The sequence below is a fragment of the Bradyrhizobium forestalis genome (assembly GCF_002795245.1).
In the GTDB taxonomy this organism is placed as follows: domain Bacteria; phylum Pseudomonadota; class Alphaproteobacteria; order Rhizobiales; family Xanthobacteraceae; genus Bradyrhizobium; species Bradyrhizobium forestalis.
Map to the genome: position 1 here is coordinate 87,245 of NZ_PGVG01000003.1, position 14,900 is coordinate 102,144.

The following is a 14,900-nucleotide window of genomic DNA, read 5'->3' on the forward strand; positions in this document are numbered from 1 at the left end:
CATGGGACGCATCATCTGCTGCGGTCTCGGCCCAGGCGATCCCGATCTGATGAGCGTGCGTGCCGATCGTACGGTGCGTGGGGCGCAGCACGTTGCCTATTTCCGCAAGAAGGGCAGGCCGGGTCAGGCGCGCCGCATCGTCGAGGGCATGCTCGCTGCCGGCGTCACCGAATATCCCATGGAATATCCGGTCACCACGGAAATCGCTTTCGACAGCCCAGAATACATCCAGCTGCTCGCCGGCTTCTACGACGAATGGGCCGAGCGCCTGGCGCGGCTTTCGCGCGCCGTCGATGTCGTCGTGCTGTGTGAGGGCGATCCCTATTTCTACGGCTCGTTCATGCATCTGCACATGCGTCTGCAAGGCCGCGTCGAGATCGAGGTGATCGCCGGCATTCCCGGCATGGTCGGCTGCTGGAACGGCGTCGGACTGCCGATCGCGCTCGGCGACGACGTCACGACGGTGCTGATGGGGACGCTCGCCGAGGACGAGCTCGAGCGGCGCATGCGCGATTCCGATGCGCTGGTCGTCATGAAGACCGGCCGCAATCTCGCAAAGGTGCGCCGCGCGCTTCGCTCCGCAGGCCGGCTCGACGATGCCTGGCTGGTCGAGCGCGGCACCATGCCGGGCGAGCGCGTGGTGCGGCTCGCCGAGATCGATGCTGCCGATTGTCCTTATTTTGCGATTGTGCTCGTGCACGGCAAGGGCCGGCATCTGGACGCTGCCGAATGACGGGCACGCTGACCATCGCGGGCCTCGGCCCCGGCAGCGACACGCTGGTGACGCCGGAAGTCTCAGCGGCGCTCGCGGCGGCGACGGACATTTTGGGCTACGCGCCCTATGTCGCACGCGTGCCGCCGCGGCCTGGGCTCATCCTGCATCCCTCCGATAATCGCGAAGAGCTGCAACGCGCCAGCGAGGCGTTGCGTCTGGCCGCCGAAGGCGGTCAAGTCGTCGTCGTGTCCTCCGGCGATCCCGGCGTGTTCGCGATGGCGTCTGCCGTGTTCGAGGCGCTCGAGCAGGCGCCGCAATGGCAGGAGCTGCCGATCCGCGTGCTGCCGGGTATCACGGCGATGCTGGCGGCGGCTGCACGCGCCGGCGCGCCGCTCGGCCACGATTTCTGCGCGATCAACCTTTCCGACAATCTCAAGCCGTGGGCGGTGATCGAGAAACGCCTCCGCCTCGCGGCGGAAGCCGATTTCGCGATCGCGATGTACAATCCGCGCTCGGCGAGCCGGCCGGAAGGATTCGGCCGCGCGCTTGCGGTGCTTCGCGAGGCTGGCTGCGGCGAGCGTCTCGTGATCTTCGCGCGCGCGATCAGCGCTGCCGACGAGACGATCGAGACCGTCACGCTGAGCGAGGCGCGGCCCGAGATGGCCGACATGCGCACGCTGGTGATCGTCGGCAATTCGCAGACGCGCCGGGTCGGCCGCTGGATCTATGCACCGAGGCGAGTCCGATGACCGAGCCACTGCATCACCTCCGTGACGCTCTCGACCCGCAACCGCTCGGGCAGTTTCGGTCGCGAGATCATGATCACGGGCAGGCCAAGCATGCGCGCCGCGTCGATCTTGGCGCGCGCGCCGTCGCCGCCGGAATTCCGGGCGACGATCCACGCGATGCCGCGCCTGCGCATCATCTCCAGCTCGCTTTGAAGCGTGAAGGGTCCGCGCGACACGATCACATCCGCCGCGAAAGGCAGGGGCGCTTCGGGCGGATCGACGAAGCGCAGCGTGTAGCCATGCTGCGGCTTGCTCGCGAACGGTGCGATGTGCTGGCGGCCGATGGCGAGGAACACGTTTGCAGGTGTTTCGGGCAGTGCAGCGACGGCGGCGTTGACGTCGGTGACTTCGATCCAATTGTCGCCAGACGCTTTGGTCCAGGCCGCGCGTTCGAGTGCGATCAATGGCGTGCCGGTTTCCGCGCACGCTTCGACGGCGTTGCGGCTCATCTCGGCGGCGAAGGGATGTGTCGCGTCGATCACACGGGTGATGCCTTCGCGGCGGATGTAGTCGGCAAGGCCGCTGACGCCACCGAAGCCGCCGATGCGGATTGGCAGCGGCTGATCGGCCGGCGCGCGGGTGCGACCGCCATAGGAATACACGGCGTCAATACCGGCGCGCGCGATCTCCGCTGCGAGCAGGCTCGCATCGGCAGTTCCGCCCAGAATGAGGGCGCGAATCATGGCTGATCCCTGGCTGACGATCATCGGTATCGGCGAAGATGGCCTTGCCGGGCTGTCCGAGGCAAGTCGAAAGGCGCTCGACGAGGCTGAAACCGTCTTCGGCGGCGAGCGCCATCTCGCGCTTGCGGATGTCGGCAGCCGCGGCCGGGCGTGGCCGGTGCCGTTCGATGCGGATGTCGTGCTGAGCTGCCGCGGCAGGCCGACTGCGGTGCTCGCTTCCGGCGATCCGTTCTGGCATGGTGCCGGCGCAAGCTTGGCCGAGAAGCTCGATGGCGACGAGTGGATCGCGCACCCCGCGCCGTCGACCTTCTCGCTCGCCGCTGCGCGGCTGGGGTGGCGCCTGGAGTCCGTGACGTGCATCGGCCTTCATGCGGCGCCGTTCGAGCGTCTTGTGCCGCATTTGGCACATAATGCACGCATCATTTGCCTGGTGCGCGACGCAGCGGCCGTGGACAAACTCGCCAAATGGCTGACGGAACGCGGATGGGGCGCCTCACTCCTGTGGACACTCGAGGCGCTTGGTGGCCCACGGGAATACATTGACCAGCATCGCGTCGACCTCTTTGCCGAGGACGTTGCTGGAGATCTGGTCGCGGTGGCTGTGCTGGCGAGGGGGACGCAGGGCATTCCCCGGAGCTCGGGCCTGCCGGACGATCTCTTCGTCCATGACGGCCAGATCACCAAGCGGCCAGTGCGCGCGCTCGCGCTCTCGGCGCTGGCGCCGCGTCCGGGGGAGCGGCTGTGGGACGTCGGCGCCGGGTCCGGCTCGATCTCGGTCGAGTGGGCACTGTGTGGAGGAACGGCCACGGCCATCGAGCTGCGCGAAGATCGGGCCGCGAACATTCGCAGCAATGCAGCCGCGTTCGGATTGGCGCATCGGATCGTCATTGTTTCGGGGAAGGCGCCCGAAGCCCTTGCTGCGCTGGATTCGCCGGATGCTGTCTTCATCGGCGGCGGCCTTGATGGCGCGACGTTCGATGCCATCTGGGCACGCCTCTCGCCTGGAGCGCGGTTCGTTGCACATTCAGTCACGCTGGAGACGGAAGCTCTGCTCGGCGAGCTGCACCAGCGCCATGGCGGCGAGCTGATGCGGGTTGAAATTGCGCATGCGGCCCCACTCGGTCGCTACCGCTCCTGGGAGGCGACGCGGCCGGTGGTGCAGTGGAGTGCGGTCCGATGAAAGTCGCCGGTTTGGGATTCAGGAGCGATGTGACGCTCGCCTCGCTGCGTGAGGCGCTCGCTTCTGCCGGCGGCCCTGAGGGGCTTACGGCATTTGCGACCGTGAGCGACAAGGCCGACGCGGAGGCGCTGAAGCAGCTCGCGCGTGAGTGCGGTGTACCGATCAAGGCCGTTCCCGTCGAAGCGCTGGCCGGCATCGACACGCCGACGCAGTCAAGACTCATCGCGGAAAGGTTCGGCACCGGATCGGTCGCCGAGGCTGCGGCGCTCGCGGCAGCGGGCCGCCGCGCGCGATTGATTGCGACGCGCGTGGTCTCGCAGGATCGCACCGCGACTGCGGCGATCGCGGAAGGAGACGGCGCATGACGGTGCATTTCATCGGCGCCGGACCCGGCGCGCCCGATTTGCTGACGCTGCGGGGCCGCGATCTGATCGCGGCCTGCCCGGTCTGTCTCTATGCCGGCTCGCTGGTACCCGAAGGCGTGCTGGCGCATTGCCCGCCCGGTGCGCGCATCGTCAACACCGCACCAATGTCGCTCGACGAGATCATCGCGGAGATTGCGGCTGCGCATGCCGAGGGCAAGGACGTCGCGCGGTTGCATTCCGGCGATCTCTCGATCTGGTCGGCGATGGGCGAGCAGCTTCGCCGTTTGCGTGCGCTCGGCATTCCCTATTCGGTGACACCCGGGGTTCCCTCGTTCTCGGCTGCTGCGGCGGCGCTAGGGGCTGAACTGACCTTGCCCGGTCTTGCGCAGACGGTCGTGCTGACGCGCACGCCGGGACGCGCCAGCGCGATGCCCGAAGGCGAGAAGCTCGCGGCGTTTGCTGCGACCGGCGCGGTGCTGGCGGTCCACCTGTCGATCCATCTGCTCGACAAGGTCGTGGCCGAGCTGACGCCTCACTACGGTACGGACTGCCCGGTCGCGATCGTCTGGCGGGCGAGCTGGCCGGAGCAGCGTATCGTGCGCGCGACGCTTGCGACGCTCGATGCGGCGGTGGGCAGCGAGATGGAGCGCACGGCGCTGATCCTGGTCGGCAAGACGCTTGGCGCTGCGGATTTTGACGAGAGCCGTCTCTATGCCGCCGATTACGATCGCCGCTACCGGCCGGTCGGCGCCGAGCCGCGCTTTCCGGAGGCGTCGTGATGGCGGCCGGCCTCGTCATTTCCGCACCTGCCTCCGGCGTCGGCAAGACCACGTTGACGCTGGCGCTCGCACGCGCCTGGCGCAATCGCGGCCTCAAGGTGCAGTGCTTCAAGAGCGGCCCTGACTATATCGATCCCGCCTTCCACGCCGCCGCCACGGGACGCGCCTCCGTCAACGTCGACAGCTGGGCGATGGATCGCGGGGCCATCGCGCATCTCGTCAGCCGCGGTGCGGATGCCGATGTCGTGCTCGCCGAGGGCTCGATGGGCCTGTTCGACGGTGTCGCCGCACGCGGTGTCTCCGGCACCGGTGCCACCGCCGACATCGCGGAGATGCTGGGCTGGCCAGTGGTTCTGGTGATTGATCCCTCGGGACAAGCGCAGACGGCGGCAGCGATCGCCGCAGGCCTTCGCGACTATCGCGCCGGCGTGCGCCTTGCCGGCGTCGTGCTCAATCGTGTCGCCAGCCCGCGCCACGAGGATCTCGTGCGGCGTGCGCTGAATGACGCCGGCATTGCCGTGTTTGGCGCGCTGCCGCGCCATGCCGAGATCAGCCTGCCGAAGCGGCATCTTGGCCTGGTGCAGGCCGAGGAGCAGGCGGAGATCGGCAAGCTGATCGACGAAGCCGCGCGCTTCGTTGCCGAGCACGTCGATCTCGATGCGGTGCTGCAATCGGCAGCCAAATGGTCGCCGCAAGCTACGGCGAACGGCCTCAACGTGACGCCGCCCGGCCAGCGCATTGCGCTCGCCCGCGATGCCGCGTTCTCCTTCGTCTATCCGCATATGCTGGAAGCCTGGCGTGCGGCGGGCGCGGAGATCTCGACATTCTCGCCGCTCGCCGATGAAGTGCCTGACCCAAGCGCCGACGTCTGCTGGCTGCCCGGCGGCTATCCCGAGCTTCATGCCGGCAGGATCGCAGCCAATGCACGCTTTCGCAGCGGCCTTCGCGGCTTCGCGGAGACGCGGCCCGTGCATGGCGAATGCGGGGGCTATATGGTGCTGGGGGCCGCTTTGACCGACGCCGACGGCGTCCGCCATGAGATGGCGGGGCTGCTCGGCCTGGAGACCAGCTTTGCCAAGCGCCGCATGCATCTCGGCTATCGTCTTGCCGAATTGGCTGCGCCGATGCCGGGGCATCAGGTCGGTGCGCGCCTGCGCGGCCACGAGTTCCATTATTCGACCATCCTCGCGCAGCCTGATACGCCGCTGGCGGTCGTGCACGACGCAACCGGCACGGTCATTGCCGAGACCGGCTCGCAGCGCGGCCGCGCCACCGGCACATTCTTCCATCTGATCGCGGAGGACCGGTGAGCGGTTTTGTCTCTTTCGTCTCCGCCGGCCCCGGCGATCCCGAGCTCCTCACGGTGAAGGGCGCCACGCGGCTGCGCGAGGCCGACGTCGTGCTCTATGACGACCTTGCCTCCGGCGCGATCCTCGATCTCGCCCGGCCCGGCGCCAATCTCGTTGCGGTGGGGAAACGGGCAGGGCGGCCCTCGACCAAGCAGCACCACGTCAACCGTCTGTTGGTCGACTACGCCGCAACCGGTGCGCGCGTGGTGCGGCTCAAGTCCGGCGATGCCGGCATCTTCGGCCGGCTCGAGGAGGAGCTGGAGACGCTGCGCGAAGCCGGCATCGGCTACGAGATCATTCCCGGCGTCACCTCGGCCTGTGTCGCCGCCGCCCAGGCCGGCATCCCCCTGACCCGGCGTCACACCTCGCGCCGCGTGCAGTTCATCACCGGTGCTGATGTTACCGGCGAGCTGCCGCCCAACCTGAATTGGGCGGCGCTGGCTGATCCCGAGGCCACGACCGTGGTCTATATGGGCCGGCGCACCTTTCCGGCGCTTGCCGCAAAATTGATCGCGCATGGCCTCGCGGCCGACACCCCGGCGCTGTTTGCCGAATCGCTCGGACGGGCCGATGAGCGGCTGGTCCGCACCACCATTGCCGAGCTTGCCGAGCAGCTTGCGCGCGGCGGCGCGGCCTCGACGGCGGCCGTGATCCTGTTCGGCGCGCTGGCGGGGGATTATCCGTCATGACGGCCGCGGCTGCCCTTCGCCCCTTGACGCCGGCTCCGCGAAAGAGGCACACAGGAGAGGCATGGTGCTCGACGCGGCGCAAAGCGCCGGAGCATAATCGGGAATGGGGGTGGGCGGACCCAGTTGCGGCGCCCAAAACCCCAGCCGCCCCCGCGACTGTAAGCGGTGAGGGGCTCCGATCAGCCACTGGGCCGCGAGGTCCGGGAAGGCCGGAGTACCCCAGTGAACCGCGAGCCAGGAGACCGGCCCTGCACGTTTTGAGGCCAAGGCCGTCGGGTGTGACGGCAGGAAGGAATTGAGCCATGCATATCGAACCCGGGGTCGTGACGGGCGCCAAGCTCGTGTTGAGTTACGCAACCGGCATCGCCGCAGGCGGCGTTGCGCTGAAGCTGGCGGCCGAAACCGTGCGCGAGCAGGGCATCACATCGTTCGCGGCGCGCACGCTCGCCACCACGGGCCTCGTCTTCACCTTCTTCCAGGTCCTGCCGCATTTCCCGGTCGGCGTCTCCGAGGTGCACTTCATCCTCGGCTCGACCCTGTTCCTGCTGTTTGGTGCTGCGCCCGCGGCCTTCGGCCTCGCGTTCGGCCTGTTGCTGCAGGGCGTGTTGTTCGTGCCGACCGACCTGCCGCAATATGGCATGAACGTCACCACGCTCCTGGTGCCGCTGTTCGCGATCCAGGCGCTCGCGACGCGGATCATTCCGCGCAATGCGGCTTACGTCGATCTGCAATACCGCCAGGCGCTGGCGCTTTCCACCGCGTATCAGTCCGGCATCGTCGCCTGGGTGGCGTTCTGGGCGCTCTACGGCTCCGGCTTCGGTGCGACCAACCTCGCCAACATCGCGGCGTTTGCCGGGTCCTATGCGCTGGTCATCGTGATCGAGCCGCTCGCCGATCTCGCAGTGCTGGCGCTGGCGAAGTCGCTGCGTGGCGTCACCGCGCCCGGCCTCGTCACCCCGCGCCTGCACAACGCGGCCTGAGAGACAAGCGAATGGGCGGCCGCTGCGGCCGCCCGTCGCGCTCGCGATGCTCACGCTCTCCCTGATAGGCATCGGTTGCGGCGATCCCGAGCAGCTCACGCGCGCCGCGATCGGCGCCATCAACGCGGCCGATCTCGTCCTGATCCCGCGCAAGGGGACTGCGAAGTCCGATCTTGCGGATCTCAGGCGGACGATCTGCGCGGACGTGCTCACCAGCGACAAGACGGCCGTCGCCGAGTTCGATCTTCCCGTGCGCGACACAGGCGAGGCCGATTACCGCAAGGGCGTGGACGATTGGCACGATGCGGTTGCCGCGGCCTGGTCGCAGACCATCGCCAGGCACCTCGATGGTGACGGCAAGGTCGCGCTGCTGATCTGGGGCGATCCGTCGCTCTACGACTCCTCGCTGCGCATTGCGCGGCGATTGAATCCGTTGCCGAAGATCGAAGTCGTGCCCGGCATCACCTCGATCCAGGCGCTGTGTGCGGCGCATGCGCTGCCGCTCAACGACATCGGCGAGCCGTTCCTGGTCACGACGGGGCGGCACTTGCGCGACGGCGGCTGGCCGCAAGGTGTCGATACCGTGGTGGTGATGCTCGACGGCGGCACGGCGTTCCAGTCGCTCGATCCAGAAGGCCTGCAGATCTGGTGGGGCGCCTATCTCGGCATGCCCGATCAGATCGTCATGTCCGGTGCGCTGGCCGAGGTCGGCCCGCACATCGTGATCGCGCGGCAGGAAGCACGCGAGCGGCACGGCTGGATCATGGACAGCTATATTCTCAAGCGCAGGCGTTAAGCGAGACAGCATGCTTCCCGAATGGGTCACCCAGAACTGCCCCGAGATCTCCGCAGTCCATCGCGAGGCGGCCATTGTGCGGCAGGCGCAATTGACGAAGCCAGCCGGCGCGCTCGGCCGGCTCGAGCAGCTCGCGATCGAGCTTGCGGGTTTGCAGGCGACCGAGCAGCCCCGCGCTTCGCGGGTGCCGATCATCGTCTTCGCCGGCGACCACGGCATCGTCGCGCAGGGCGTGTCGGCCTATCCGCAGGCCGTCACCATCGCGATGATGGCGAATTTTGCCTCCGGCGGCGCCGCGATCTCGGTGCTGGCGCGCGAGCTTGGCTCGAGCCTGGAGGTGGTCGACGCCGGCACGCTGGCGCTAGGGGAGATGGCGGGCATCGTCACCGACAAGCCGCGCAGCGGCACGCGCGATTTCAGCGTCGAGGCTGCGCTCACGCCGGCGGAATTGGCCTTCGCCTTCGAGGCCGGCCAGCGCGCGGTGGCGCGCGCCAAGGCCAGTCAGCCCGATCTGCTGATCTTCGGCGAGATGGGGATCGGCAACACCACGACATCCGCGGCGATTGCGGCGAGCCTGCTCGGTATCAGCGCCGAGGAGATCGCGGGCAGCGGTACCGGCGTCGATGCGGCCGGCCGGGCCCACAAGGCGCGGGTGATCGATGCGGCGATTGCACGCCACGGCGTCGCCGGAGCCTCGGCCGAGAAGATCCTGTGCGCCGTCGGCGGCCTCGAGATCGCGGCGATCTCAGGCGCGATCATTGCGGCCGCGCAAGCCCGCATTCCCGTCTTGGTCGACGGCTTCATCGTGTCGGTCGCGGCCCTGGCGGCGGTGCGCCTCAATCCGTCGTGCCAGCCGTTTCTGTTGCCGTCGCATCAATCGGCGGAGCAGGGACATCGGCTGGTGTTGCGCGCACTCGACGTGCAGCCGTTGATCAGCCTCGATCTCAGGCTCGGCGAGGGATCGGGCGCGGCCATCGCGCTGCCGCTGGTCCGCTCGGCCTGTGCGCTTCACAACGGCATGGCGACGTTCGCACAGGCCAACGTACCGGATCGGCCTAACTGATCCGCTGATTGACCGAGACGACACGCCACCCGCCCGCGAGCCGGTCGATCCGGGTCAGCGACAGCGGATCGATCACGAAGCGCAAGGCGGCTTGTGGCGTCAGGTCAAGCGCGATGCAGAGCGCGGCGCGGATGGTGCCGGAATGAACGACCAGCGCTGCGGAGCCTGCGCCAATCCGCGACAGGCCCAGCCGGACGCGGACGACCTGATCGGCAAAGCTTTCGCCGTTCGGCGGCCGTCCGCGCGCCGGATCGCGCCAGAACTGCGCATAAGCATCGCCACCGGTCGCGGCGAGCTCGTCATGCCGATGGCCGGTCCAGTCGCCGAAATCCTGCTCGCGGAATTCGCTGACCAGCTCCGGTTCGAGCCCCAGTGCGCGCGCCGTCTCGACCGTGCGCCGCGACGGGCTGGCATAGCCGGTGGCATCCGGCGGCAAGCGCAGCCGCAGAGCCGCCAACGCCGCGTGATCGCCGAGATCCGCCCGCGCATCGGCTGCATGGATCGTCCCGGTCACGCCATCGACGGCCGCATGCCGTATCAACCAGAGGAAGGTCTCGCCTTCCATGCTCATCTCCAAGGAAGTTGGTCGCTGTCGCCACGACGCGCAACTGGCACATTGACTCTGTCTTGGTGGTAATCCTAGATGCTCGCGACGGTTTTCCCGAGAGGGAATGAAAAGGGAATGCGGTGCGGGGCGTTGTCCCCAATGCCGTGGCTGCCCCCGCAACTGTGAGCGGATAATCCTTCGTCACAAGCCACTGGGTCCTCGGTCCCGGGAAGGCGACGAAGCGGTGATGACCCGCGAGCCAGGAGACCTGCCGTCAGCCGTGGTCACACGCGAAGATGTCGGTCGGGGAGTACAGACATTCGGCTTCATCGGACGGCCTTAAGGCCAAAGATGAGACCTCGTTCGCTGTGACGTGCCACTGACGTCATACCGAGGTCCAAGACCGTGTTTACCAACCGTATCGTACGACCGCGCAGCGTCCTGCTCGCCTCTGCCGCGCTCACATCCTTTGCTGCTCTCGATCTGCCGACCGCGCTGGCGCAGCAGGCCCGCGAACCGCTGCCGCCGGTCGAGGTGTCGCCCGCCCAACCGCGCAAGCCCGCCAAACCGGCTGCCCGGGACACGCAGAGCACGCGCCGCACGGCAGCGCGCCGGCCGGCGGCCACATCCGCGGCGCCGAAGCCCGCCGCGCCGGCTGCGACGGCGCAAACGCCGCTGAACACCAATGCGGTGGCCGAAAGCGCCTCGCGGCTCGGCCTGACCGTGCGGCAGACGCCCGCGACGGTCGAGGTGATCTCGGCGGAGACCATGCGCGAGCAGGGCTATCGCACCGTCTCAGAAGTGGCGCAGGGCGCGGTCGGTGTCACCTCTGGCGACAACCCGGCCGAGCCTTCGGCCTTCTCCATGCGCGGCTTCACAAACAGCCAGATCAACACGCTCTACAACGGCATCAAGATCGGTCCGCAGAACATGACCTCGCGGATCGTCGACACCGCCAATCTGGAGGCCGTTGAATTCCTCAAAGGCCCGGCCTCGCTGATGTCGGGCGAAGGCGCCGCCGGCGGCGCCATCAACTTCGTCACCAAGCAGCCGCACACCGGACCGATCCGGAACGAGGCTGATTTCTCCTGGGACTCGCTGAACTCGTTCCGTGCGCATTACGGCTCGGGCGGCAGCACCAATGTGCAGGGGCTGGACTATCGCTTCGACATCAGCCGTTCCACGCTCAACGGCTTTGCCGACGACACCAACGTCAAGACCTTCGGCGCGTCCGGCCAGCTCAATTACCGCATCTCCGACAGCCTCAAGATCTGGGGCGCGATCGAGTATCGCGAGGATCGCTCCAAAGCCTATTGGGGCGCGCCGCTGGTGCCGGTCGCCTTCAGCGGTTCGCGTGCGACGACGGGGATCGTCTCCGGCAGCTATGTCTCGAATTACAACGGAACCAATCTCGGCGCCGTCACCATCGACGACCGCACCTTCAACACCAATTACAACGTCCTCGACAATCGCAACGTGGCGCAGGAGGTCTGGCTGCGCGGCGGCTTCGAGCTGAAGCTGGCGCCTGACCTGACGCTGAAGAGCCAAGCCTATGGTTATGGTGCTGAGCGCAGCTGGTTCAACAACGAGGTTGAGGCTTTCAATACGGCGACGAACATGGTTGATCGCAGCCGCTTCTATGTGGCTCACAGCCAGCGTCTCGTCGGCAACATCACCGATCTGATCTGGGACGCGAACATCGCAGGCTTCGACAATCGTCTCGTCACGACGCTCTCATCGAGCTATCTGGATTTCGTCCGCCCGGGCGCGGCCAATTTTCCAGGCGATTCCGTTGATCTCGTCGATCCCAACCGTGGCTTCTACGGCCTGCTCACGACCAAGCAGCAGACCGCGCGCATCGACAACGAGGCTCTGTCGTTCGAGGACCGGCTGAAGCTGACGCGGACCTTCGCGCTGATCGGCGGCTTGCGCGTCGAGCATATCGGGCTCGACCGCAATTCGACGGATTCCGCCGGCCTGGTGAACGCGGGCTTTCCGTTCTCGAAGGACTGGGCCCCGGTGACGGGCCGGATCGGCTACACCTGGGAGGCCATTCCCGGCCTGACCTTCTTCAGCCAGTACGCCACCGGCGCGGACATCGCCGCCAACAACATCTTCCTGCTCGCACCCACTCAGCCGCTCGACCTGACCACCGCGCGCACTTACGAGACGGGCATCAAGCACCTATTCTGGGACAACAGGGCGGAATGGTCGTTCTCGGCCTATGACATCGTGCGCAAGAACGTCTATGCCGCGGCCGGCGGCATGCAGCTGAATATCGCCGGACGGCAGGAATCCAAGGGCGTCGAGCTTGCCGCCTCGGTACGCCCGATCGAGCCGCTGCGTCTCTGGGGCAACATCGCCTATGTCGATGCGCGCTATGCCGACTACAATTTCGTCGGCGGCTCGTTCTCCGGCAACACGCCGCCGAACGTGCCGCGCATCGTCGCGAACGCCGGGGCGTCGTACCGGTTCTTCACACCGTGGCCGGTGGAGCTCGGCATCACCGGCCGTCACGTCGGCGATCGCTACAACACTGACGCCAATGTCGTGACGATGAAGGCCTACACGGTGGCCGACGTCTATGCCTTCGTCGACATTCCCAAGACGGTGTTCGCTGCAGTCGACCAGGCCCGCCTGACCTTCCGCGTGCGCAACATCACCGACAAGCGCTACGCGATCTGGGGTGATCCGTTCTATCCCGATCAGATCCTGCTCGGCGCGCCGCGCACCTACGAGATCTCGGCGGCGTTCAAATGGTGAGGCGCTAGACCGATGATGGGCGCGGTCGTCCTCTCGCACCGCTGGCTCGGGATCGCGTTCTGCCTGCTGTTCGCGATGTGGTTCGCGAGCGGGATCGTGATGCACTTCGTTCCGTTTCCGTCGCTGATGGAAGCGGAGCGATTTGCCGGACTCGCGCCGGTGGATCCCAGCGAGATCAGGATTTCGGTCGGAGACGCCGTGGCAGCGAGCGGGATCGCGGACGCCACGCGCGTGCGGCTGATCCAGCGGAGCGACGGACCGGTCTATATCGTTTCGGGGCCGTCGCGCGCGGGCGCATTCCGCGCCTCCGATGGGGCCGACGCTTCGGTCGCGTCTTTCGATGTCGCGCTGGCCATCGCGCGGGATCACGCCCGAAGCCGCGGCCTCGATGCCGCGCGCGCCAAGATCGTTGCGCGCTCGGATTATGACCAATGGATCGTGCCGAACGGCTTCGATCGCCATCGGCCCTTGTTTCGGGTTGCCCTCGGCGATGTCGCGGGAACGGAGGTCTATGTCTCGTCGCGCACCGGCGAGGTCGTGCTGGATACGACGCGAAGCGAGCGGCGCTGGAATCTCGTCGGCAGCGTGCTGCACTGGATCTATCCGACCGTCTTGAGGAGCAATTGGTCGCTGTGGGATCGCGTGGTCTGGACGCTGTCGCTGTTGGCTCTGATCGCGGCGGTGCTTGGCGCGGTGCTCGGGATCGTGCGGGTGAAACTGCATGGGTATCAGATGTCCTCGCCTTATCGTGGCTGGCACGCCCTGCATCATCTCATTGGTCTTGCGGCGACGACGTTCGTCCTGACCTGGATCTTCAGTGGCTGGCTCTCGATGGATCACGGGCGGCTGTTCTCGCGCGGGCAACTGACCGCGGCCGAAGCCGGCGTGATCAACGCTTCGCCAAATTGGACGATTGCCTCATCGCTCGATCGGCGGTCGGTCTCGCTATCGACGCGTGAAATTGAATGGTTCGCCTTCAACGGAAATCTCTATCGGCACGATCGGGTTGGCCTTGCCGCTCAGGCCTTGGTCAAGGCAGGGGATGCCCCCCGCGTTGGACCAACGGGATTTTTGGATGTGCACGAGATCCAGCAGCTGACGGCGCGCGTTGCGGCTGGCTGCGCCGCACCGATCGTACTTGCCGGCAACGACGACTATCCCGCGCAATCCACCATCCCGGGCGCGCCGGTCTACCGCTCGCGCTGCGGCGACCTCTGGTTCGACATCGACGGCGCCGACGGGAGCGTGCTGCAAAGGCTCGATCCGTCGCGGCGGGCCTATCGCTGGTTTTACGGCGCGCTGCACACGCTGGATTTTCCAGTCCTCATGGCGCATCCGCGTCTGCGCGATGTCGTGATCGTCGGGCTGTGCGCACTCGGACTGCTGTTCTCCGTCACCGGCATCGTCATCGGCTGGCGGCGCTTGCGTCTCTCCTTCGTTGGTTAAACCGGCCGGCGGCCTGCGCCGCAGGTTGCTGTGCCCCTGAGGCCGCGGCGCGAACTACCTGGGCCTGATCGTGAGTTCGTTGCCGCGACCCGGATTGAACGGCAGCGGCAGCGAAAGATAGCCATTCTGCGGATCGCGCACGTAGTCGAGATAGCCCGCGCCTTCCGCAAACGCGTTCTCGCCAATGATCACTGCGCCGCGCTTCAGGTGGGGCTCGAGCAGCTTCAGGATGGGAAGATAGAGCGTGAACGCGCCGTCGAGCATCACCATGTCGATGTCGCCGCCGACGCCGGCTTTGAGGGTCTCGCGAGCATCGCCGACGCGAAATTCGACCAGGTCGTCGAGCCCTGCGGCAGCGAGGTTGACGCGTGCACGCGCGATCTTGGCGGGCTCGAGATCGGTCCCGATCAGGCGGCCGCCGCTCATGTCGCGCAAGGCGGCGGCCATGTAGATGGCGGAAATCCCCATCGAAGAGCCGAACTCCACGATGCACGTCGCCTTGCAGGCGCGGGCACAGAGATAGAGAAACCGTCCGAATTCGGGAGAGACATTCAGGAAATTGTCCGCGAGCCCGCGATAGACCCCTGCGAGATCCCTGGTCTCGGCTTCGATGAAGTGACTGATGGTGCTCTGATGATCGGTTGCTTCGCCCATGGCTTGCATCAGCGGCGCATCGGTCGCCTCCGCTTCCCGATGAAGACGAAGGAGAACGTCGGCGACAAGGCCGCGGCTGAGGGAATCCATGTTTCTCGGCTCC

Annotated in this window: 15 protein-coding genes and 2 riboswitches; of the genes, 12 read left to right on the forward strand and 3 right to left on the reverse strand. The window is 67.0% G+C overall.

Features of this window, described 5'->3' with window-relative positions:
• Position 1 precedes the first annotated feature (1 nt).
• Both CVM73_RS04810 and cobJ read left to right on the forward strand, forming a co-directional pair.
• Complete coding sequence (locus CVM73_RS04810; protein ID WP_100230870.1) at positions 2 to 733, forward strand: precorrin-2 C(20)-methyltransferase; 732 nt, start codon at positions 2 to 4, stop codon at positions 731 to 733.
• Positions 730 to 1,464: a precorrin-3B C(17)-methyltransferase gene (gene cobJ / locus CVM73_RS04815; RefSeq protein WP_100230871.1), complete on the forward strand. Its 735-nt coding sequence runs from the start codon at positions 730 to 732 to the stop codon at positions 1,462 to 1,464. The genes CVM73_RS04810 and cobJ overlap by 4 nt, the downstream gene beginning before the upstream one ends.
• Here the strand turns inward: cobJ and CVM73_RS04820 are convergent.
• Complete coding sequence (locus tag CVM73_RS04820; RefSeq protein WP_100230872.1) at positions 1,440 to 2,186, reverse strand: cobalt-precorrin-6A reductase; 747 nt, start codon at positions 2,184 to 2,186, stop codon at positions 1,440 to 1,442. The genes cobJ and CVM73_RS04820 overlap by 25 nt on opposite strands.
• Here CVM73_RS04820 and cbiE point away from each other — a divergent pair.
• From cbiE to cobT, 8 genes are all read left to right on the forward strand, one after another.
• Positions 2,185 to 3,366, forward strand: a complete 1,182-nt coding sequence (gene cbiE, locus CVM73_RS04825; RefSeq protein WP_100230873.1) for a precorrin-6y C5,15-methyltransferase (decarboxylating) subunit CbiE — start codon at positions 2,185 to 2,187, stop codon at positions 3,364 to 3,366. The two genes, CVM73_RS04820 and cbiE, sit on opposite strands and share 2 nt — an antisense overlap.
• Positions 3,363 to 3,731: a cobalamin biosynthesis protein gene (locus tag CVM73_RS04830; protein ID WP_167406636.1), complete on the forward strand. Its 369-nt coding sequence runs from the start codon at positions 3,363 to 3,365 to the stop codon at positions 3,729 to 3,731. Before cbiE ends, CVM73_RS04830 begins: the two co-directional genes overlap by 4 nt.
• Positions 3,728 to 4,510 (forward strand): precorrin-4 C(11)-methyltransferase, encoded by a 783-nt coding sequence (gene cobM / locus CVM73_RS04835; RefSeq protein WP_100230875.1) that lies wholly within the window; start codon positions 3,728 to 3,730, stop codon positions 4,508 to 4,510. The genes CVM73_RS04830 and cobM overlap by 4 nt, the downstream gene beginning before the upstream one ends.
• A complete protein-coding gene (locus CVM73_RS04840) occupies positions 4,510 to 5,820 on the forward strand; it encodes a cobyrinic acid a,c-diamide synthase CobB (RefSeq protein WP_100230876.1) in 1,311 nt (436 codons plus the stop codon). The genes cobM and CVM73_RS04840 overlap by 1 nt, the downstream gene beginning before the upstream one ends.
• Positions 5,817 to 6,548 (forward strand): uroporphyrinogen-III C-methyltransferase, encoded by a 732-nt coding sequence (gene cobA / locus CVM73_RS04845; protein ID WP_100230877.1) that lies wholly within the window; start codon positions 5,817 to 5,819, stop codon positions 6,546 to 6,548. Before CVM73_RS04840 ends, cobA begins: the two co-directional genes overlap by 4 nt.
• 45 nt (positions 6,549 to 6,593) lie before the next feature.
• A riboswitch (cobalamin riboswitch) is annotated at positions 6,594 to 6,813 on the forward strand.
• Positions 6,814 to 6,850: 37 nt separating this feature from the next.
• Positions 6,851 to 7,528: an energy-coupling factor ABC transporter permease gene (locus tag CVM73_RS04850; protein WP_100230878.1), complete on the forward strand. Its 678-nt coding sequence runs from the start codon at positions 6,851 to 6,853 to the stop codon at positions 7,526 to 7,528.
• A gap of 46 nt (positions 7,529 to 7,574) precedes the next feature.
• Positions 7,575 to 8,324 carry a precorrin-6A synthase (deacetylating) gene (gene cobF / locus CVM73_RS04855; protein ID WP_100230879.1) on the forward strand — a complete coding sequence of 250 codons (750 nt, stop codon included), beginning with the start codon at positions 7,575 to 7,577 and terminating at the stop codon, positions 8,322 to 8,324.
• Between the two features lie 10 nt (positions 8,325 to 8,334).
• Positions 8,335 to 9,387 carry a nicotinate-nucleotide--dimethylbenzimidazole phosphoribosyltransferase gene (cobT, locus tag CVM73_RS04860; protein WP_100230880.1) on the forward strand — a complete coding sequence of 351 codons (1,053 nt, stop codon included), beginning with the start codon at positions 8,335 to 8,337 and terminating at the stop codon, positions 9,385 to 9,387.
• Here cobT and CVM73_RS04865 read toward each other — a convergent pair.
• Positions 9,380 to 9,952, reverse strand: coding sequence for a histidine phosphatase family protein (locus tag CVM73_RS04865; protein ID WP_100231118.1), 573 nt, complete (start codon positions 9,950 to 9,952; stop codon positions 9,380 to 9,382). The two genes, cobT and CVM73_RS04865, sit on opposite strands and share 8 nt — an antisense overlap.
• A gap of 71 nt (positions 9,953 to 10,023) precedes the next feature.
• Positions 10,024 to 10,224, forward strand: a riboswitch (cobalamin riboswitch).
• A 115-nt stretch (positions 10,225 to 10,339) separates the two neighbouring features.
• Between CVM73_RS04865 and CVM73_RS40020 the strand changes: the two genes are divergently transcribed.
• Positions 10,340 to 12,697: a TonB-dependent receptor gene (locus CVM73_RS40020; protein ID WP_167406637.1), complete on the forward strand. Its 2,358-nt coding sequence runs from the start codon at positions 10,340 to 10,342 to the stop codon at positions 12,695 to 12,697.
• A 12-nt stretch (positions 12,698 to 12,709) separates the two neighbouring features.
• Positions 12,710 to 14,143, forward strand: a complete 1,434-nt coding sequence (locus CVM73_RS04880; RefSeq protein WP_100230882.1) for a PepSY domain-containing protein — start codon at positions 12,710 to 12,712, stop codon at positions 14,141 to 14,143.
• A 54-nt stretch (positions 14,144 to 14,197) separates the two neighbouring features.
• Here the strand turns inward: CVM73_RS04880 and CVM73_RS04885 are convergent, their stop codons facing one another.
• Positions 14,198 to 14,887, reverse strand: a complete 690-nt coding sequence (locus tag CVM73_RS04885) for an O-methyltransferase (protein WP_100230883.1) — start codon at positions 14,885 to 14,887, stop codon at positions 14,198 to 14,200.
• Positions 14,888 to 14,900 lie beyond the last annotated feature (13 nt).